This window comes from Erythrobacter sp. Dej080120_24, from assembly GCF_036322605.1.
Lineage (GTDB): Bacteria > Pseudomonadota > Alphaproteobacteria > Sphingomonadales > Sphingomonadaceae > Erythrobacter > Erythrobacter aurantius.
This window is the reverse complement of record NZ_AP027262.1, coordinates 691,187-710,625: the sequence shown is the minus strand read 5'-3', so window position 1 is coordinate 710,625 and position 19,439 is coordinate 691,187. Positions and strand designations below refer to the sequence as shown.

The following is a 19,439-nucleotide window of genomic DNA, read 5'->3' as shown; positions in this document are numbered from 1 at the left end:
AAAAAAGAATCCGTCGGGCTATGACTGCCAGGGATCGTGCATGATGCCCGCGCGCACGAGACCATAGACCGTCAGCTTGGCCACCCCCAGCAGAGCGATCCAACCGCAGGCTATCGGCATCAGGCCGAGCGTCGCCCGCCAAGCGATCTTCCACCAGCCATGATGGGACCAACCCGAGTGCACCCACTGCGCAAGCTGGATCACGTATGACAGCATGAACGGAAGGATCAAAAGCCCTCCGATCAAAAGAAAAGCCCCCACGAACACCTGTTCGCGGGGGCTTTCCTCGATCAGCAGTGACAGCAATCGGGCGATCACTGGCAGCTCAGGCATTCCTCGTAATCGGTCTGTTCGCCGGCCTGCGCCATCAGTTCGATCTTGGCCGCATCCGATGTGTTGTCGGCTTCGACCCCGCCGGCAAAGCCTGCGCGCTGGACCGATTTCGAACGCAGGTAATAGAGCGACTTGATGCCCTTCTCCCATGCCTGGAAGTGCAGCATCATCAGGTCCCACTTGTCGACGTCAGCCGGAATGAACAGGTTCAGCGACTGCGCCTGATCGATATAGGGCGCACGGTCGGCAGCGAATTCGAGCAGCCAGCGCTGGTCGATTTCGAAGCTGGTCTTGAACACGCTCTTTTCCTCGGGCGTGAGGAAATCGAGATGCTGCACCGATCCACCCTTTTCGAGGATCGAGTTCCAGACATTGGTCGAATTCTTCGACTTCTTGTCGAGCAGCTTTTCGAGATACGGGTTCTTGACGATGAACGATCCCGACAGCGTCTTGTGGGTGTAGATATTGGCCGGGATCGGCTCGATGCAGGCGCTGGTCCCGCCGCAGATGATGCTGATCGACGCGGTCGGCGCGATCGCCATCTTGCAGCTGAAACGCTCCATCGCGCCCATTTCGGCAGCATCCGGACACGGCCCGCGCTCCTGTGCGAGCAGCATCGACGCTTCGGATGCCTTGGCCTGGATGTGCTTGAACATCTTCAGGTTCAGCGCCTTGGCCATCGCGCTTTCGAAACCCAGCCCCTTCATCTGGAGAAAGGAGTGGAAGCCCATCACGCCGAGGCCGACCGAACGTTCACGCTCGGCGGAATATTTGGCGCGGGCCATCTCGTCCGGCGCGCGGTCGATGTAATCCTGCAGCACGTTGTCGAGGAAGCGCATGACGTCTTCGATGAAGCGCTTGTCGCCGTTCCACTCGTCCCACTTTTCAAGGTTGAGCGAGGACAGGCAGCACACCGCCGTGCGATCATTGCCGAGATGGTCGATCCCGGTCGGCAGGGTGATTTCGCTGCACAGGTTCGACGTTGAAACCTTCAGGCCCAGATCGCGGTGATGCTTGGGCATCATGCGGTTCACCGTGTCGGAGAACACGATGTAGGGTTCACCCGTGGCCAGCCGGGTTTCGACCAGCTTCTGGAACAGCGAACGCGCATCGACCTTGCCACGAGCTTCACCGGTCTTGGGCGACTTCAGCTCGAATTCGGCCCCGTCGCGCACAGCCTGCATGAACTCGTCGGTCAGCAGCACGCCGTGGTGAAGGTTCAACGCCTTGCGGTTGAAATCGCCTGACGGTTTGCGGATCTCGAGGAACTCCTCGATCTCGGGGTGCGAGACGTCGAGATAGCACGCCGCCGAACCGCGCCGCAGCGAGCCTTGCGAAATCGCCAGCGTCAGGCTGTCCATCACCCGCACGAAGGGGATGATGCCGCTGGTCTTGCCGTTGAGGCCCACCGGTTCGCCAATGCCGCGCACATTGCCCCAATAGGTGCCGATGCCGCCGCCCTTGGATGCGAGCCAGACGTTTTCGTTCCAGGTGCCGACGATGCCGTTGAGGCTGTCCTCTACCGAATTGAGGTAGCAGCTGATCGGCAGGCCGCGGCTGGTGCCGCCGTTGGAAAGAACCGGAGTGGCGGGCATGAACCACAGGTTCGAGATGTAATCATACAGGCGCTGCGCGTGATCCTGATCGTCGGCATAGGCATCGGCGACGCGCGCGAACAGATCCTGATACTTCTCGCCGGGAAGTAGGTAACGATCAGTCAGGGTTTCCTTGCCGAATTCGGTGAGGTTGGCATCGCGCGATTCGTCGATCTGGATGTCGAACCGGCGATCGTTGATCTTCTTGCTGTCGGGCTGGGCGGCCTCTTTGGCTGCCGCAACCATCGCGTTGCCGAGCGCTTCCGCGCTCTTTGCCGCGATCAGGGCATCGCTTCCGGTGTCGGGCTTTTCCATCGTAACGGCCTTTGCATTCTTTTCTTCTGTGGCGATTGGCGCGCCTGTCTCTGCGTCGCTCAGCACTTCGTCACTTGCCTTGAATTCCATTTTAGCCCCGTTCGCGTCTTTCGAATCGGTCTGGCGATCCCTTTTAGGGGATAGCGCGCCATGTTCCGATTCTGTTCTGCACCTATTCATCGACAGACTGGCCCCAGATTGCCCCCGGACTTGTCCATCGACCTATCCCCGATCCACAGCGCATCCCCAGACTTGTCAGCGACTCCTCCCCCGGTCGCGCCTTCGCATCAGAAGCTTGGGCGTGAGAGAAATCACTATCTTTGGGGGGTCCATTGCGAACCGAACCACCAGATGATGAATCAGCGCGGGAGTCCGGTCAACGGCAGATTAACCACGATTCGACATGCGAAGGCGGTGTATTATCATGCTGCAACGCCGCGACGCGTGGAGAAAGCTTGAGTCGCGGGTCGCGCAAGCCCCAAATTGAATCTGTGAAGAAAAATTTGGTGATTGAATCTTTCGAATCAACCGTTGAATCTTTCGCCCTGCATGCAGCAACTTTGTTGCGTTGCGCGCGGCCGCGCAAACGGCGGTAGACCGGGCTTTCCCCAGCCTTCCGCCGCTACGGCTTCGACAGTGGAACCCCTGTTCAGTCCAGCGGAGTGGTCGCCCGTGCCGCCTTGGCGTGCAGCGCGATCTCGTTCGCCAGCCGGTCAACCAGCTCAATCGGCAGATCGTGGCCCCAGCCGGGGATCGTCACCAGCCTGGCACCCGGAATGTGCTTTGCCGTGTCCTGCCCCGCTTCCAGCTTGACCAGCGGATCATCCTCGCCATGCAGCACCAGCGTGGGCGTGGTGATGCGCGACAGGCGGGCGCGGCGATCGCCATCGGCGATGATCGCGGCGAGCTGGCGCGGCAGACCCGGCGGGTAGACGCTGCGACGCACCCCGGCGAGCACGCGCTCGCGCTGGCGCTCTGGATCGGGCGGGAAGCCGGGGCTGCCGATGTTCCGGCCGATGTTGATGCCGTGTTCGACCACCACATCCTCTTCCAGCGATTTGAGCGGCGCTGTCAGCGCCTCGATCGCGTGCTTTTCCGCCTGCGGCAGCTTGGGATTGCCGGTGGTCGACATGATCGAGGTGAGCGACAGCAGCTTGTCCGAATGATGAACCGCCATCAGCTGCGCGATCATTCCGCCCATCGAAGCGCCGACGACATGCGCGCGGACAATGTCGAGCGCATCGAGCAGCCCGGCGGCATCGTCGGCCATGTCGGTCAGCGTGTAAGGGACCTTGGCCGGCCAGCCGAGCTTCTGGCGGATCACCTGCCACGGCACGGACGGAGCGCGCGCGCCTTCCATCTTGTCGGACAGGCCGATGTCGCGATTGTCGAACCGGATCACGCGATAGCTTTTCGCTACCAGCGCCTCGACGAACTCATCCGGCCACAGCGTCAGCTGCGCGCCAAGGCCCATGACCAGCAGGATGGGTTCATGTTCGGGATTTCCGTGATCCTCGTAAAACAAGGAAAGCCCGTTCGCACCGATGTGCGGCATAGTGTTGTTGCTCCTCGATCCGCCCTCTTGCGGGGCGTGGTTATTGCGTAGGAGCTTTCAAAGCCGCTTTGCCGCCGGATGGCAAGCTTTTGCGAACGCCTCGCACAATAATAGCGTCAAGGCCCCTGCCGCACACGCTCACCGCCAGACCGGGCCGCCGATCACGAAACCTTCTTGCTCCAGCAGATCGAGCACGCCGCCCTCTTCCGCCAGCACGCGCAGCGGCACCACGGCGAGCGTCACCCCCGGCTCGCGCGAGGCATCGGTGATCATGCCGACCCACTGGCCGCGAATCTCATCGCCCAACTCATCGTCCGCCCACGGCCAGCAGCGGCCCAGCGCGACCTCCAGCGGATTGTCCATCACCGCCGGAATGTCTAACTTGCGCCAGTCATCGCCGCGAGCGCGGATGATCTCCTGCCCCGCCTCTGTCGCGCCCATCGCGGCTTCGAGACAGGGAATGTGGCTTGCCGGGTCTGCCTCGGCGAGATTGTCGAGCAGGTCTTCGCCCCGGAACCGTTCGGGCCGCGTGATCGGCACATCGGCGCGGTCTGCCGCCCTGCGCACCACATCGGTGGCGTCGTCGGTCGTCTCGTCATCGAAATCGAGCCGGCGGGCAAGCAGATCGAAGCTGGTCATCAGCAGCGAACGGCGATCGTAATCGACATCATATTCCGCTTCCAGCGCCGCCAGCCGCGCGCGCTGATCGGGCGAGAGATAATCCGCCGCCACCGCATCATCGGGCAATTTGGTAAAGCGCCCGCCACGAAAGATAAGGCGCAGCACGTCGCCGGGAGAGAATTTCGGCGCCGCCCGCAGGATCACCCGCTGCGATTCCGCCGTCGCTTCCTTCAGCCGATCCGGCAACCACGGGGTCGACTTGGGCACAGCCCGGATTTCACCGACGAGGATGATCGTGCCGCTATCGGTGTCGATCGTCCACATCGGCGCGCCGGAACGCTGCGCGGTGACAACGATGGAATTTTGGGATGCGGCTACGTCAGGGGCGGAGTTTTGGGCGAAAGCAGGCGGCGCAAATGCAAGACAGCACAGCATGATCGAGCGAAATGGTGTGAGCATGGCAGAGTGATTATTGCCGCAAGACTGCATGGTTGGTGAACACAGGCCCTTGCCCTGCGCTACCATGACAAGTCGGCCTAGCCAACCACGGTTCCGAACAGTGCCCCGACACCGAAGGTGACCGCCATTGCCAGCGCCCCCCAGAACACGACCCGCGCCACCGGGCGCAATACCGGCGCGCCCCCCGCTCTTGCAGCCAGGACACCCAGAACCGCCAGCGCAAGTAAGGACGAAATCACTACAGCCAAAGTCAGCTGCGCGGTCGGCACCAGCAGTCCAACCAGCAACGGCAAGCCGGCACCGATCGCAAAGGTAGCCGCTGAGGCAAGCGCCGCCTGCAATGGCCGCGCGCGGGTAAGATCGTTGATTGCCAGTTCGTCGCGGGCGTGGGCCGCAAGCGCGTCATGCGCGGTCAGTTCCTCCGCCACTTGCCGTGCCAGATCGGGCGACAGTCCGCGTGCTTCGTAAATGCCGGCCAGTTCAGCGAGTTCGGCCTCTGGCTGGGTCGCAAGTTCGGTGCGCTCCCGCGCCAGGTCCGCTGCCTCTGTATCGGATTGCGAGCTGACAGAGACATACTCGCCAGCCGCCATCGACAGCGCGCCGGCGGCAAGACCGGCGACTCCAGCCAGCAGCACTTCGGGCTTGCCTGCAGACGCTCCGGCGACGCCCACCATCAGGCTTGCCGTGGAAACGATCCCGTCATTGGCACCAAGTACGGCGGCTCTCAGCCAGCCAATGCGCTCGATCGCGTGCGTTTCGGTGTGCAGCCGGCTCACGGCACCAGCACCGTATCTTTCGCCTCGTCGGCCATCTCGGGATAATCCATCGTGTAATGCAGCCCCCGGCTTTCGTGCCGGGCGAGCGCGCTTTTCACGATCAGTTCGGCGGCTTGCAGCAGGTTGCGCAATTCGATCAGATCGGTCGTCACCCGGAATGAGCCGTAATAGTCGTCGACTTCGCGCATCAGCAGTTCGATCCGGTGCTTGGCCCGCTCAAGCCGCTTGGTGGTGCGCACGATGCCGACATAGTTCCACATGAAGCGGCGGATTTCAGTCCAGTTCTGCTTGATCACGACTTCTTCGTCGGAATCAGTCACACGGCTTTCGTCCCACGGCAGGATCGCGGGAGGAGCCTCCAGCGTATCCCACATGGCAAGGATGTCGTCCGCCGCCGCTTCGCCGAACACGAAACACTCGAGCAAGGAATTGGACGCGAGGCGATTGGCGCCGTGCAGCCCGCTTTCGGTGCATTCGCCCGCCGCCCACAGGCCGGGCAAATCGGTGCGTGCATCCAGCCCGACGACAACCCCGCCGCAGGTGTAATGCTGCGCCGGGACGACCGGGATCGGCCCCTTGGTCATGTCGATGCCTAGGCCCAGCAGCTTTTCGTAGATCGTCGGGAAATGGCCCTTCACGAAGTCTTCGGGCTGGTGGCTGATGTCGAGATGGACGTAATCGAGGCCGAACCGCTTGATCTGATCGTCGATCGCGCGCGCCACCACGTCGCGCGGGGCCAGCTCCATGCGTTCCGGATCGTAATCGGTCATGAAACGGTGGCCGGTTTCCGGGTGGTAGAGCCGCCCGCCCTCGCCGCGCACGGCTTCGGTGATCAGGAAGTTCTTGACCTCGAGATTGTAGAGGCAGGTCGGGTGAAACTGCATCATCTCCATATTGGAGACACGCGCGCCTGCCCGCCATGCCATCGCGATGCCATCGCCCGTCGCGCCGCGCGGGGCGGTGGAGAATTGATAGACGCGCCCGGCACCCCCGGCGGCCAGCACGGTGGCGCGTGCGATGTGGCGTTCGACCCGCCCGGTTTCCTCGTTCAGGGCATAGACGCCCCAGACATGGCCCGCGCCCGAATATTGTTCGCGGTGGCGATCGGTGATGAAGTCGATGCAGGTGCGCCCGCCCAGCATGGTGATATTGGGGTTCGCCTCCGCCGCTTTCAGCAGCGCGGACTGCACCGCCCATCCGGTCGCGTCATCGACATGGACGATGCGGCGATGCGAATGCCCGCCTTCGCGGGTGAGGTGGAGATCACCGCTTTCGCGGTTGAAGGGCACACCCAGCTCGCACAGCCGGTCAATCGAGCGGGGCGCGCGCTCAATCACGAATTCGACCGCGGCCCTGTCATTCAAACCCGCACCCGCGATCATCGTGTCGCGCACATGGTTTTCGAAAGTGTCGCCCGCGTCGAGAACGGCGGCAATCCCGCCTTGCGCCCAGGCGGTCGAACCGCCGGTGAGCGAACCCTTGGCCAGCACCAGCACCTTGAGCCGAGTCGCCAGTTCGAGCGCCGCCGTTAGTCCGGCAGCCCCCGAACCGATGACGAGGACGTCGAAATTTTCGCGCGCTTCGCCGCGCATGTCGCTCTCACTTCCCATGATTGTCGCAATGACGCGGCATGATCGCCTTAGCAAGAGCAAGGCCGCTGCGGCCCCGCGCCGACAAACCGTGCAAGCGATGCCGTGAAACGATTTATAGGTCAGTTCCCAATAGTATTTCACTTAGATGACAGAATTACCTGTGATACTAAATTCACCCTTCGTATAAAAATCAAAAAGACACTGTGTTTCACCTTAAACGATTGTTTGCTTCTGAGTTTTTTAGTCTTGTAATATAACTTTTAGTAAAGGGCGCGCGGTTCATGTCTGTGATTTCCCCTATCGCCTGTCTTATGGGACGACACGAACCGCTGCGCCGCAACGTCGAATGGAACGGGCTGCATTACGTCGGCAATTGCCGCCATTGCGGAAAGGAAATCGTCCGCCTTTCGCACCGCAAGTGGCGTGAGAAACTGTCCGAAGCTGGGTGAGGCCTAGCCCGATTTTCAACCCGCGCCCGTCAACTGGACGAACACGTCTTCCAGATCGGCTTCGCGGGTGGTCACGTCCTCGATCGTCAGGCCCTGTTCCTGAAGGATCGCGAGGACCTGCCCGGCGCTCATCTCGTCCTTGTCATAGGTAATCTCGACCCCGCGTTCGCCCTTCACCTCGACCTTGTGGAACGCCGCGTGGGTCGGTGCATCGGACAGGTCATCCGCTACAGTCACCGCCACGATCTTTTCGCGCGCCATGTCCACCAGTTCGCGCGTCGGCTTGTGCGCGATCAGTTCGCCGTGATTGATGATGGCGATTTCGTCGCACAGCTGCTCCGCCTCTTCGAGGTAATGCGTCGTCAGCACCACCGTCACGCCTTCGCGGTTCAGTTCGGTCACAAGCTCCCAAAGCTGGCGACGAAGTTCGACATCGACCCCGGCGGTCGGTTCGTCCAGCACGAGGATGGGCGGGGAATGCACCATCGCCTTTGCCACCAGCAGGCGGCGCTTCATCCCGCCTGACAGCGTGCGGGCATAGGCGTTTCGTTTATCGGCAAGGCGCACCGCCGCGAGCAATTCCTCGCTCCGCCGCAACGCCTTGGGAATTCCGTAAAAGCCGCCCTGGTTTTCCAGCACCTCGAACGGGGTGAAGAACGGGTCGAACACGATTTCCTGCGGGACGATCCCGATGGCGCGGCTGGCATTGCGGCGCTGCTGATCGATGTCGAAACCCCAGATCTCCGCTGTGCCGCCGGTCTTGTTAACAAGGCCGGCAAGGATGTTGATCAGGGTCGACTTGCCCGCGCCATTGGGGCCGAGCAGGCCGAAGATCGATCCTTCCGGCACGTCGAAGCTCACCCCTTTGAGGGCCAGTTTCCCTTCGGCATCAGCGCCCTTCGCTCCCTTGGGCGCGGCATAGCGCTTGACGAGGTTGTCGATCCGGATCGCGGGTGCAGTCATGCCTGAGGCTCTAATCACGCTGGCCCGCAGCGCAAGGTGTGAATCGCCAATTAACCCTGTCTGGTGGGCATAGCGTCACCTCTCGCGAGTATTGGCGATGGCGTGAAGTCAGGATTCATCTCGAATCGCGGCGCAGGATTGGGTGCGCGGCTGCTGGGAGCCTTGGGGCTCTTCAGCGCGGCCATGTGCGCCCCGTTCGCAGCGCAGGCGCAGTCCGAAAGCTTCAATGTCGATGCGCAGGTCGGGCTGATCGAACCACTGACCATCACCAAACTGAGCGATCTCGATTTCGGCGGCTTGATCGTCACCACCGGCGGCACCGTGGTGCTTACGCCGACAGCCACCGCAACTTGTGTTGCCACAGGCGGTGTCATACATAGCGGGGAATGCCAGGCGGCGACATTTGCCGGCAGCGGCATCAACGGACAGCGCGTGCGTGTCCGCCGTCCTCCGGGCCGGACCATCACCCTGACGGGGCCGGGTGCCAACATGACGGTGACCAACATAATCATTCTGGCTGACGGGACGCTGACACCGACCCAATCCAACCCGAACTGGGAACGCTTCCTGATCGCATCGAGCGACGGAACCTTCTTTTTCCGGGTCGGCGGGACATTGAACGTCAACCCGAATCAGGCGCCCGGCGTTTACACAGGCACCTTCGATATCCGGCTGGACTATCAGTAAGGCGGCTTCGCGCATTCACGGTGTTGAATTTGCGCGGGCGGGCGATTAACGGCAAAACCCATGAACATTGCTCCGCCTGAAACCATCCTTGTCGACACCCGCCGCGTCAGCTGCGACGGCGCCAGCGCCATCCGTGGCGGCGAAGGCTATCGCCCGGCAGCACTTGGCCATCCGCGCATTTTCCTCGAGATTGACGAGCACGGCTATGTCGATTGCGGCTATTGCGATCGCCGGTTTGTCCTGCGCGGCGGCCCGGCTGATGGCGTGGATCAGGCCAGCCTGTCCGACATTTCCGAAGGGGCCGATCCCGGCCATCGGTGATTGCTTGGCGGGAGGCACCGCCGGAAGGCAAAAAACGCCCTTAAAATCAATGTTAACACCTGCCTGCTAGGACGCTTGTTCCATAGGTAATGCGGGGTCGCTCCCATGTTTGATTTGTTGCATTGGGCAAGGCTTTGCCTTGCGCTGCTTTTGCTGGCCGCGTGGCCGGGGATGGCGAGCGCGCAGGATTCCGCCGATGATGGCGAAGCGCGGGCATTTCTTGTCACCCCGCTCAGTTTCGTGAAGCAGTTCGATCTCGATTTCGGGCAGATCATCACCACCGGAACCGCGGGTACGGTGATCATGGATTCGACCGGCGCGGTAACGACCACAGGCGGCGTCACCCAGATCAACGGCACGCAGCAGCCCGCCCGGTTCTGGGGCTATGGCACGTTTAACCAGACGGTGCTGATCAATTCGGATTCGAACACCTACATCCTGACGCGCGACGGCGGGACGGAGACGATGCTGCTTGATCGATTGCTGATCGGCAGCCAGCCGCCGATCGTCATAAACCAGAACCCGCGCCGGTTCCGGATCGCCAATCCCGACGGCTATTTCTCCTTCACCATCGCCGGCCGTTTGCAGGTCGGCGCAAATCAGGCTCCGGGCGTCTACAAGGGCGAATTCACGATTCAGCTTGAATACGAATAGGGACAGCCCTTGCGGTGAAATTGCTCATCGCAGGTTCAGCGAAACAGTGTATCCTGCGGAACACTGGGAGGCCTATCGGCAGGAGCTGCGACATGAAGACAAGCCTTTTGAAAAGCATCACCCCCCTCGCAACCGCCGCGGCGATCGCGCTGGCAGGCGGGTACCCGGCGCTGGCGTCAGATCAGGGCACTGGCGATACGGCAGAGCCCGCGCAAACCGAAATGACCGATGGCGAGAAACGCCTTGCGCGCATGCTCGAAGGGCGGGTCGCGGGCGAGCCCCAGAACTGCATCCGGCAATTGCTCAACGATCGGCTGACGGTGATCGACAAGACCGCCTATGTCTATGGCAGCGGGCGCACGATCTATGTCCAGCGCACCCGCAATCCCGAAGACATCGACCGTGACGACGCGCTGGTTTCGCGCCGCTTCAACGCGAGCGAACTGTGCAAGCAGGATGTCGTGACCACGATTGACCCGGTGCTCGGCTTCTTCACCGGCGCGGTCTTCTTCGACGATTTCATCCCCTACACGCGGGTGGAAAAGGACGAAGGCTGAACCGCAAATGCAATGAGGCCGCCCCGATCAAGGGCGGCCCCATGAAATTCCGGTTTCGGCTTACGCCTTGATCGCGGCCATTGCGTTCATGCGGGCGAGGATTTCTTCGGCCTGCGCCATGATCCCGTCGATCAGTTCCTTGCAGGTCGGAATGTCGTGGATCAGCCCTGCAACCATGCCGCAGCTCCACGCGCCTTCGTCCATCGCGCCTTCCATCATGATCTTGGGATAGACCCCGGCGACTTCGGGCAGGATGTCCTGGATGGTGATGGCATCGCCCAGTTCCTTTTCCTTCTGGATCAGGCGTTCGACCGCGGCGTTGTTCATCACCCGCTCGGTGTTGCGCAAGGGGCGCATGACGAGGCGGGTATCAAGCTCCGATGCCTCGACGATGGCGCGCTTAACGTTTTCGTGCACCGGCGCTTCCTTGGTGGCGATGAAGCGGGTGCCCATATTCATACCCTGCGCACCCATGGCGAGGCTGGCGACAAGGCTGCGCCCGTCGGCCATGCCGCCGGATGACACGAACGGGATTTCCAGCTCGTCCGCGGCGCGCGGCAGCAGGATGAAGTTGGGAATGTCATCCTCGCCCGGATGCCCGCCGCATTCGAAACCGTCGACGCTCACCGCGTCGCAGCCGATTTCCTGCGCTTTCAGCGAATGGCGCACGCTGGTGCATTTGTGGATTACCTTGATCCCCGCATCCTTGAGCGGCGGCAAGAGTTCGACAGGGTTGCGCCCTGCCGTTTCCACCACCTTCACGCCGCCGTCGATCACGGCTTTGACAAGGCCGGGGTAATCGGGCGGGGTGAGCGTGGGCAGAATCGTCAGGTTCACGCCGAACGGCTTGTTGGTCATGTCCTTGCAGCGCGCGATTTCATTGGCGAGCTTTTCGGGCGTGCCCTGCGTAAGGCCGGTGATGATGCCCAGCCCGCCGGCATTGGAAACCGCCGCCGCCATTTCGGCAAAGCCGACATAATGCATGCCGCCCTGAATGATGGGGTGCTGGATGCCGAACATTTCGGTGATGGCAGTTTTCATGGTGGTTTCTCCCGTCAGATTGCGATTTGCGCCGGAGACAAGCCGAATATAGGATCGGTTTCAAGCGCGCTTTTGAGAAGATCGGGCGCAAGGCACCTCCGCAGACCGTGCGCCGTAGCGTCATGGTGGTGCGGGAAAAATTGAGCAAGGGAGAGCACACAGTGCAAATCCACCAGCAACAAGCCGCGCAGACCCAACCGGGCGTGTCTGAACTGTTCTTCGCCAGCCTTGTCGCAAGCGCATTGGTCTATGTCGCCGGAGCATTGGTGTTCAGCGGGATCAGCTTCCTCGGTACAAGGACGGGCGGATTCTTCGCGGTGCTGCAATCGCTCGCGATGTTCGCCAGCGTGGGCCTGATTGCGGCCACCATGCTGGTGTTTCTGGTGGTGGCACCCCTCGGAACGGCCTTGGGCCTTGCGATGCTAAAGATATCGCCGCCGGGGTGGTGGCAGGGACCGATTACGGGCGCGCTGGTAGCCTTGTCACTCGAAGCTTCGGTCCTGGCCCTGTTCGCGAGCGAGCCATTGCAGCCCGAGTGGGGCAATGCCGCGACGCTGGCGATTCCCGTGGCTCTGGCGATGGTTGCGGGCGCTATCGTGCAGCAAAGGTTGCTGCGCTGGCCGGCAGGGCGGCCGCGCGGTTAACCCTTGGGTTTAAGCAGCCTGTCGGGCCTGATCCGGCGCGCTTCGCTGAACAGCGAATAGGTCTTGTTCACATAGTTCGATACATCGACGATGTTGTCCAGATACTTGTCCAGTTCCGGGGTCACTTCCTGTTCGACCAGCCGTACGTGCGATCCGGGATTCTCCGTCTCGAAGCGAACATAGAACCACGGCTCCCCGCGCTTCAGCACCAGCGGCTTGGTGACGTCGTGCCATTCGAACCCCCAGCTTAATGGCCGTGGCCAGATGTGAACTGGAAAGCGTCCGCCCATCTGCACGCCCGGTCGCGGGGTGGGGAAGTAATCAAGATAAGGCGCGGTCTGCACCACATAGCACGGCTCGTCCGCGACGAAGACATAAGGGGCGGTGATCTGGATGATCGGGCGTTCGGGATGGCGCCATTCGTTCTGCGGATGGAGCATCAGCATATTCGCGCGGCCCTGCGGCCGCATCGCCGATTTCTCGCCATCCGCATCGAGCAATTGCAGCTGTCCGTTGGGTTGCCGCCCGAATGACAGCGTCAGGTCGATCGGGCAGGGAATCACGAAATGCCGCCGGTCAAAATCGATCGCTGCTGGGCACACTTGTACCGATTTCGCAGATGAGGGCTTGGGATCGTGACGGGTGAAGGGTTTCGGTGGCCCCCAGATCGCATCGCTCCCTTGTGGAAAGCGCACCGTCCAGCCGACCGTCACGCTGCGTGATTTGCCGCGAGCCTCAATGTCGCGTGCGTCCGCCTCTTCGGCAAATTGGTCTTCCCAGCTCATTCCCGCTTCCCGTCAATTACAGCTTGGCGCGTCATGCCGACTTGCGACCGGTTTCGCAAATTTTCTGCACCGGACAGGCTTCGCATTCGGCGCGGCGCGGACGGCAGAACGTCTGCCCCAGCTTCTTCAGCAGCAGGTGATGTTCGTCCATATCGGCGGCGCTCCATTCCTCCGGCAAGATAGGTATAAGCGCGTCATAGGTTTTGGCGGTATCAGCCTTGGACGGGACGATCCCCATGTGTTGCATGATCCGCCGGTGATGGCCGTCGATCACCATCGCTTTGCGTTCGAATGTGCTGGCGTTCATCACCCCTGCGGAATTCTTGCGCGCCACGCCCGGCAATTGCTCCAGCCATGCCATCGCCTCTGCCGTTTCCATATCGGTGAGGTGCAGCAGGTCGACAGCGCCCCGCGCCGCAATGATCGCGTTCAGGCAATCTTTGAGCCGCTGCGCCGCCACTGTGGGGAAGGTCTGCAGTTGCAGCCGCGCTTCGAGATCGGCAACAGGCGCCGCCGCCACCGCTTCCCAAGATCCGTATTCGGCGATCAGCCCGTCGGTGGACGCATTGGACGCCGCTGTCTTGGTTTGTGCGCCGATCACGCCGTGAACCAGCACCCAGACCGGATCTCGGCGCTTTTCCGGCGGACGGTTGATCCGCCCGAACGCCGCGATCAGCTCCGCCTGCGTGCGCCGCAGCACGTCGCTGCGTGGGTCCGAGCCGAGATCGAGCTGCATCGCGCTTCGATGCGGCGCGATTACCGGGTGAAGACGAGCGAGAAGGTGACCGGCACGACCGGAGTGATCGAGGGAAGCCCGGCGAGTTCCTGCAACTGGGCAAGCCCATCGGTGAGGTTGTAAGTCCCCGCCTCGACGATCACCGGCGCGTCGGACACCGCCAGCACCCGGTCAGGCCCGGCGCGGGTCACGGTCACCTGCGCCTGGAACGGAGCCTCCACGCCCTTCAGCGACAGCGTGCCGTCGAGCGTCGTTTCGACACTTTGGCCAACGCCCAGCGTCGCGAACGCCGCCGGGTCGATCTGTGCGGTGACGGTGGCGCTGGGATTGTCGGCGACCACGAAGAAGATGTCGCGCATCCGTTCATTGCGGATGTCCACCCCGGTGGAAACGCTGGCAAGGTCGATCTCGACGGTCGCCGCACCATCCGCGGAGACGGTGCCGGCAAGAGTTTCAAAGGTGTTGGTTTCGGCGATCTCGCCCGCCTTGATCGTGACATAGGACAGGTCCGAAGCCGCCCCGTCCAAGGTCCACTCCGCACCGGTAACCGGCGGCGCGTCAGCGGGCGGTTCAGAACAGGCGGCAGCAGCCAGAAGCGGCGCGGCAATGGCGAAGCGAAGAATGGTGTTCACGGGGCAAGCCTCTCTTGCTGAATGGATTTCGTGATCGGGTACCAGAACGATCAACGGGCGCAAAGGTTGCGACGGCGCGCCCGTATCACTCCCACTCGATCGTGCCCGGCGGCTTTGACGTGAAGTCGTAGACCACGCGGTTGATGCCTTTCACTTCGTTGACGATGCGGGTGGCGACTTGCGTCAGGAAATGCGGGTCGAACGGGTAGACATCGGCGGTCATCCCGTCGGTCGAGGTAACGGCGCGCAACCCGCAGACGCTGTCATAGGTGCGCCCGTCGCCCATCACGCCCACTGTCTTCACCGGCAGCAGCACGGCAAACGCCTGCCAGATCGCGTCATAGAGGCCGGCCTTGCGGATCTCCTCGAGATAGATCGCGTCCGCCTTGCGCAGGATATCGCAGCGTTCCTTGGTTACTTCGCCCGGAATGCGGATCGCAAGGCCGGGGCCGGGGAAGGGATGGCGGCCGACGAAGGCTTCGGGCAGCCCCAGTTCGCGGCCCAGTTCGCGCACTTCGTCCTTGAACAATTCGCGCAAGGGCTCGACCAGTTCCATGTTCATGCGTTCGGGCAGGCCGCCGACATTGTGGTGGCTCTTGATCGTTACCGAAGGCCCGCCGGTGAAGCTGACGCTTTCGATCACGTCTGGATACAGCGTGCCCTGCGCGAGGAAATCCGCGCCGCCGATCTTCTTGGCTTCGGCTTCGAACAGGTCAATGAAGGCCGCTCCGATGAACTTGCGCTTCTTTTCCGGGTCGGTGACTCCGGCGAGGCCGGCGAGGAAGGTTTCCTCCGCATCCACGGCGATCAGCGGGATGTTGTAATGGTCGCGGAACAGGGTGACGACCTGCTCGGTTTCGTTGAGCCGCATCAGGCCGTGATCGACATAGACACAGGTCAGCTGGGCGCCGATCGCTTCGTGGATAAGAACCGCGGCAACCGCCGAATCGACCCCGCCCGAAAGGCCGCAGATGACCCGGCCCGAACCGACCTGAGCGCGGATTTCCTCGATCTTGGTCTTGCGGAATTCGGCCATGGTCCAGTCGCCCGCAAGGCCGCAGACGTGACGCACAAAATTGGCAATCAGCTTGCCGCCGTCAGGCGTGTGGACGACTTCGGGATGGAACTGCGTGCCATAAAACTTGCGCTTTTCATCAGCGATTACGGCGAAGGGCGCGCCGTCGGATGTCGCGACGATTTCAAAGCCGGGGGCGAATTGGGTGACCTTGTCCCCGTGGCTCATCCACACCTGATGGCGCTCGCCTTCTTTCCAGAGGCCGTCGAACAACGCGCAATCCTTGGTCACGGTGAGATAGGCGCGGCCGAATTCGCCCCCTTCACCGGTTTCGTGGCCGGGCCGGACTTCACCGCCGAGCTGGTGGCTCATCACCTGCTGGCCATAACAGATGCCAAGGATCGGGATGCCCGCTTCGAAGAAAGCCTGCGGCGCGCGGGGAGATCCTTCGTCCGGTACGCTGGCGGGCGATCCTGACAGGATGATGCCCTTGGGCTTCATTCGCTCGAACGCGGCCTCGGCCATGCTGAAGGGCGCGATTTCGGAATAGACGCCCGCTTCGCGCACACGGCGTGCGATCAGCTGCGTCACCTGGCTGCCGAAATCGACAATCAGGATCGAGTCGGGGAGATGATTGGCTTCCATCCGGGCGCGTTAAGCCACGGGGAGGCGCACTGTCCAGCATGCCGTGACGTCAGCGCACCAGCTTTCGACAGCTGCTGCACCGCAACATCGCCGGTTCCCGAAAAAATCGCGATTTTGCGTGAAATTTCGGGAACCCGTGTGGCGTATTTCGCATTTGCACAATCACTGTGTGCGTTGCACCGTTTCAAAAAGCAACTGAAGGCCGGTCAACGGCCCACCCCAATTCGAACACCCTCTCTTGAATACATGGAGTAGAAAATGCGTCTCATCCTCTCTGCCGTGGCTCTTGCTGCTGCTGTCGCAACCCCCGCAATCGCTGCTGGTGACGAAACCGTGACCGTTCGCGTCACCTATGCCGACATCGATCTTGCCAGCGCTGAAGGCCGTGCCGCTATCGAAGCACGCGTCAACGCCAAGCTGCGCGAAGCCTGCACCGTCGCAACCAACTCGCGCTACAGCTATGGCCGCGACATCGTCGATGAAAAGTGCGTTGCCGAAGCCCGCACCGCCGCGCTGGCCGAAGTCGAGCGTCTGGCCGCAGCCGAGCGCCGCGCCGGCGGACAGGTCGCCGCCAACTGATCGCGACCATCCGCCTTTGCGCGGATTTTGCAAACGGCCGTCGGAGCAATCCGGCGGTCGTTTTGCTTTGAAAACAGAGGCCTGCATCTGACCGCCACACCTTTGTTGCGTTTTGCGCAAGTTAATTGCGCATTTTATCATTTGAGTTTCACGCAATCGAACATCATTTGGCGCTTGCAACGCGATCAGGCTCCTCTCTCTCCACCTGACGCGATGTATTGGCAGCGGCGACATCCAAAAAACGGAAAGCTCTGCCGGCCTGCTTGCCGACAGCAGGCAGCCCAAGCGAGCCGGGAATGGCATGGTGACTTCCAGCACCGCAGCCATCCGCAAATCGGCCGCTGATCCGGCGCACTCCCCCCCTCGCGCCGGGGCTGTCCTGAAAACGGTTGCCGGCGAAGTTCGATGCGCCTCCCCCTAGGCGTTGGGATCGGGACTTTGCCCATACGACTAATTGCCTGTCACCGGCACGGCAGCGAGCGAGACGCGGCCACCCACTCCCCCCCCCCCGAATGGTGGCCGCGTCTCCACACTCCCTCATTCTCGACACTTTGCGTGATCGCGCGCTGACAGCCCAGTCATCCTTAAAACCGATCAGATTGTGCAAAAATTTCATTACGCGGTGCAGTAACATTATTGCCCCGCCGTTCGTATATATTAGCAGCAGCCGGGATATCCCTCTCCCAACCCCCGACCCCCCGGCTCAGGAGCAATCGCCATGAACACCATCATGGAAAAGGCGGTTTCGCTGTTCATCGCCGTCGCCATCAGCGGCACGGCATTCAACACGCTGATCGTCTGACAAACCGGGCCGGGCCGCCTGTCCACTGGCGGCCCGGAGCCGGAAGTTTTCAGGCCAGTTGCCCCGCCAGTTCGCGCAATTCGGTTTTGAGCAGCTTGCCGATGTGGCTGCGTGGCATTTCATCGATGGCATGAAGCGCAGACAGGCGCTGAGTCTTGCCCAGCCGCGCGTTGACTGCGGCCATGATTGCCTCGCAATCGCGCGCACCATCAGCCACCACGACAAAGCCGACAGGCGTCTCCCCCCATTGGCGCGATTCGACGCCGACAACGGCGGCCTCGATCACATCGTCCTCGCGCATCAATTCGGCTTCGAGATCGCTCGGGTAGATGTTGAAGCCGCCCGAGATGATCATGTCCTTGGCGCGCCCCACCAGTTCGACAAAGCCGTCTGCATCGACACGTCCGATGTCGCCCATGCGCATCCACACGCCGCCGTCCGGATCGGTCCATTGCGCTTCGGCAGTCTTGTCCGGGCGGTTCTTGTAACCCGACATCATCGTCTGCGAACGCCCTACAAGATTGCCCGGCGTTCCCGGTGGGACTTCTCTGTCATCGTCGTCGAGCACTTTCATCTCGCTGCCCGGCGCGGGACGCCCGACCGTGTGCAGCTTGTCCGGGAATTCATGCGCGGCGAGCAGACAGACAACGCCGCCTTCGGTCATCGAATAGATCTCGACCAGCCCGCCCGGCATCCGTGCCAGCACTTGTCGCTTCAACTCGGCAGAAAAGGGCGCGGAGGTGCAGTACTTCATCGCCAGCGATGACAGGTCGAAATCGTCAAAAACCTCGAAATCCATCAGCCGCTGATATTGCACCGGCACCAGCATGGTCACCGTGGTTCGATCGGCCTGAGCGTGCGCCAGCCAGCGGGCGCAATCGAACTTGCCCATGATGCGGATCGTGCCACCTGCCAGCAGCGGCGCGAGAAAGGCGACCATGGTGGTGTTCGAATACAGCGGTGTCGACGCGAGCGAGCGCACCTCCAGCCCGGCACCGAGATAGGACAGCGCGGTCGCCGCGAATTGCCGCCAGCGCATCTGGTGCGAATGGACGATGCCCTTGGGGATGCCGGTGGTGCCCGACGAATAGATGATGTTGAACGGATCGACCGGCGCCGGATCGAATTCGGGCGCGCGTGCACCGGGAGGAGCCATCCACTGCCCGATTTCCTCCAGCGGTACGCGGATCATTTCCGCCATGAAATCCGGCCCCAGTTCGGCGGCCTTGCCCGCGTCGATGAACAGGTGGATCGCACCCGAATCCTTCGCCATTCCGGTAAGCTGTTCAGGGCTGGCGCTGGTGGTGAGCGGCGCAGCCACCCCACCCGCACGGATGGTGGCCAGAAACACCAGTGCATATTCGACGCTGGATGTGCCGAGGATCGCGACCGATTGCCCGCGCTTCAGCCCTGTCTCCACTAGCCGCGCGGCAAGCCTTTCGATCAGGCCGACCAGTTCGGCCCAGTAAACCTCGCTCTTTTCATCCACCAGCGCCAGTGCGTCAGGTTGCGCTTTTGCCCAGTCTACAAGGATCGCAGGGAAGGAACCGAATGGCTGCGCCAGCCGATCGGACATGATTGCAGTGATATCATTCTCTCTCATGGCGCGCGACCTTAACGCCGGACCAGCGGCAATCAATCGCTCAAATGCATGGCCCGGAACAGGCGATTTCTTTACGCTTG

Annotated in this window: 20 protein-coding genes; 7 read left to right on the top strand and 13 right to left on the bottom strand. The window is 62.0% G+C overall.

The features are described 5' to 3' along the window. Nucleotides 1-18 precede the first annotated feature (18 nt). From AABA34_RS03500 to nadB, 6 genes are all read right to left on the bottom strand, one after another. The gene (locus AABA34_RS03500; RefSeq protein ID WP_338303917.1) at nucleotides 19-333 is read right to left on the bottom strand and encodes a hypothetical protein; all 315 of its coding nucleotides are present in this window, start codon (nucleotides 331-333) and stop codon (nucleotides 19-21) included. Next, the gene (locus AABA34_RS03495; protein WP_338303915.1) at nucleotides 315-2,333 is read right to left on the bottom strand and encodes a ribonucleoside-diphosphate reductase subunit alpha; all 2,019 of its coding nucleotides are present in this window, start codon (nucleotides 2,331-2,333) and stop codon (nucleotides 315-317) included. Before AABA34_RS03495 ends, AABA34_RS03500 begins: the two co-directional genes overlap by 19 nt. 559 nt (nucleotides 2,334-2,892) lie before the next feature. After that, entirely contained in the window at nucleotides 2,893-3,798 is a 906-nt protein-coding gene (locus tag AABA34_RS03490) for an alpha/beta fold hydrolase (protein WP_338303913.1), read from the bottom strand. A 138-nt stretch (nucleotides 3,799-3,936) separates the two neighbouring features. Continuing rightward, the gene (locus AABA34_RS03485; RefSeq protein WP_338303911.1) at nucleotides 3,937-4,878 is read right to left on the bottom strand and encodes a TraB/GumN family protein; all 942 of its coding nucleotides are present in this window, start codon (nucleotides 4,876-4,878) and stop codon (nucleotides 3,937-3,939) included. 77 nt (nucleotides 4,879-4,955) lie between these two features. Then, a complete protein-coding gene (locus AABA34_RS03480) occupies nucleotides 4,956-5,654 on the bottom strand; it encodes a VIT1/CCC1 transporter family protein (protein WP_252259658.1) in 699 nt (232 codons plus the stop codon). Further along, nucleotides 5,651-7,264 carry an L-aspartate oxidase gene (nadB, locus tag AABA34_RS03475; RefSeq protein WP_338303909.1) on the bottom strand — a complete coding sequence of 538 codons (1,614 nt, stop codon included), beginning with the start codon at nucleotides 7,262-7,264 and terminating at the stop codon, nucleotides 5,651-5,653. Before nadB ends, AABA34_RS03480 begins: the two co-directional genes overlap by 4 nt. A gap of 263 nt (nucleotides 7,265-7,527) precedes the next feature. Between nadB and AABA34_RS03470 the strand changes: the two genes are divergently transcribed. After that, nucleotides 7,528-7,695: a hypothetical protein gene (locus tag AABA34_RS03470; RefSeq protein ID WP_338303908.1), complete on the top strand. Its 168-nt coding sequence runs from the start codon at nucleotides 7,528-7,530 to the stop codon at nucleotides 7,693-7,695. A gap of 15 nt (nucleotides 7,696-7,710) precedes the next feature. On the opposite strand, the gene AABA34_RS03465 is transcribed toward AABA34_RS03470, so the two are convergent. After that, entirely contained in the window at nucleotides 7,711-8,658 is a 948-nt protein-coding gene (locus AABA34_RS03465) for an ABC transporter ATP-binding protein (protein WP_338303907.1), read from the bottom strand. 102 nt (nucleotides 8,659-8,760) lie between these two features. Between AABA34_RS03465 and AABA34_RS03460 the strand changes: the two genes are divergently transcribed. From AABA34_RS03460 to AABA34_RS03445, 4 genes are all read left to right on the top strand, one after another. Next, a complete protein-coding gene (locus AABA34_RS03460) occupies nucleotides 8,761-9,345 on the top strand; it encodes a DUF4402 domain-containing protein (protein ID WP_338303906.1) in 585 nt (194 codons plus the stop codon). Between the two features lie 60 nt (nucleotides 9,346-9,405). Then, complete coding sequence (locus AABA34_RS03455) at nucleotides 9,406-9,666, top strand: zinc-finger domain-containing protein (RefSeq protein ID WP_338303905.1); 261 nt, start codon at nucleotides 9,406-9,408, stop codon at nucleotides 9,664-9,666. Between the two features lie 105 nt (nucleotides 9,667-9,771). Further along, nucleotides 9,772-10,320: a DUF4402 domain-containing protein gene (locus AABA34_RS03450; RefSeq protein WP_338303904.1), complete on the top strand. Its 549-nt coding sequence runs from the start codon at nucleotides 9,772-9,774 to the stop codon at nucleotides 10,318-10,320. A 92-nt stretch (nucleotides 10,321-10,412) separates the two neighbouring features. Further along, the gene (locus AABA34_RS03445) at nucleotides 10,413-10,877 is read left to right on the top strand and encodes a hypothetical protein (RefSeq protein WP_252259651.1); all 465 of its coding nucleotides are present in this window, start codon (nucleotides 10,413-10,415) and stop codon (nucleotides 10,875-10,877) included. Nucleotides 10,878-10,937: 60 nt separating this feature from the next. Here the strand turns inward: AABA34_RS03445 and AABA34_RS03440 are convergent, their stop codons facing one another. Further along, the gene (locus AABA34_RS03440; protein WP_338304677.1) at nucleotides 10,938-11,966 is read right to left on the bottom strand and encodes an NAD(P)H-dependent flavin oxidoreductase; all 1,029 of its coding nucleotides are present in this window, start codon (nucleotides 11,964-11,966) and stop codon (nucleotides 10,938-10,940) included. Between the two features lie 113 nt (nucleotides 11,967-12,079). Here AABA34_RS03440 and AABA34_RS03435 point away from each other — a divergent pair, with 113 nt between their 5' ends. Next, entirely contained in the window at nucleotides 12,080-12,562 is a 483-nt protein-coding gene (locus tag AABA34_RS03435) for a hypothetical protein (RefSeq protein WP_338303903.1), read from the top strand. On the opposite strand, the gene AABA34_RS03430 is transcribed toward AABA34_RS03435, so the two are convergent. The 4 genes from AABA34_RS03430 to guaA all read right to left on the bottom strand — a co-directional run bounded on the left by AABA34_RS03430 (nucleotide 12,559) and on the right by guaA (nucleotide 16,375). Then, a complete protein-coding gene (locus AABA34_RS03430) occupies nucleotides 12,559-13,347 on the bottom strand; it encodes a hypothetical protein (RefSeq protein ID WP_338303902.1) in 789 nt (262 codons plus the stop codon). The genes AABA34_RS03435 and AABA34_RS03430 overlap by 4 nt on opposite strands. 31 nt (nucleotides 13,348-13,378) lie before the next feature. Beyond that, nucleotides 13,379-14,083 carry an endonuclease III domain-containing protein gene (locus AABA34_RS03425; RefSeq protein ID WP_338303901.1) on the bottom strand — a complete coding sequence of 235 codons (705 nt, stop codon included), beginning with the start codon at nucleotides 14,081-14,083 and terminating at the stop codon, nucleotides 13,379-13,381. A 20-nt stretch (nucleotides 14,084-14,103) separates the two neighbouring features. Next, the gene (locus AABA34_RS03420; protein ID WP_338303900.1) at nucleotides 14,104-14,715 is read right to left on the bottom strand and encodes a YceI family protein; all 612 of its coding nucleotides are present in this window, start codon (nucleotides 14,713-14,715) and stop codon (nucleotides 14,104-14,106) included. A gap of 85 nt (nucleotides 14,716-14,800) precedes the next feature. Next, nucleotides 14,801-16,375 (bottom strand): glutamine-hydrolyzing GMP synthase, encoded by a 1,575-nt coding sequence (gene guaA / locus AABA34_RS03415; protein ID WP_338303899.1) that lies wholly within the window; start codon nucleotides 16,373-16,375, stop codon nucleotides 14,801-14,803. A gap of 258 nt (nucleotides 16,376-16,633) precedes the next feature. Here guaA and AABA34_RS03410 point away from each other — a divergent pair, with 258 nt between their 5' ends. Then, a complete protein-coding gene (locus AABA34_RS03410) occupies nucleotides 16,634-16,954 on the top strand; it encodes a UrcA family protein (protein WP_252259645.1) in 321 nt (106 codons plus the stop codon). Nucleotides 16,955-17,805: 851 nt separating this feature from the next. On the opposite strand, the gene AABA34_RS03405 is transcribed toward AABA34_RS03410, so the two are convergent. Continuing rightward, on the bottom strand, nucleotides 17,806-19,359 hold the full coding sequence (locus tag AABA34_RS03405) for a class I adenylate-forming enzyme family protein (protein WP_338303898.1): 1,554 nt from the start codon (nucleotides 19,357-19,359) through the stop codon (nucleotides 17,806-17,808). Nucleotides 19,360-19,439: the final 80 nt, after the last annotated feature.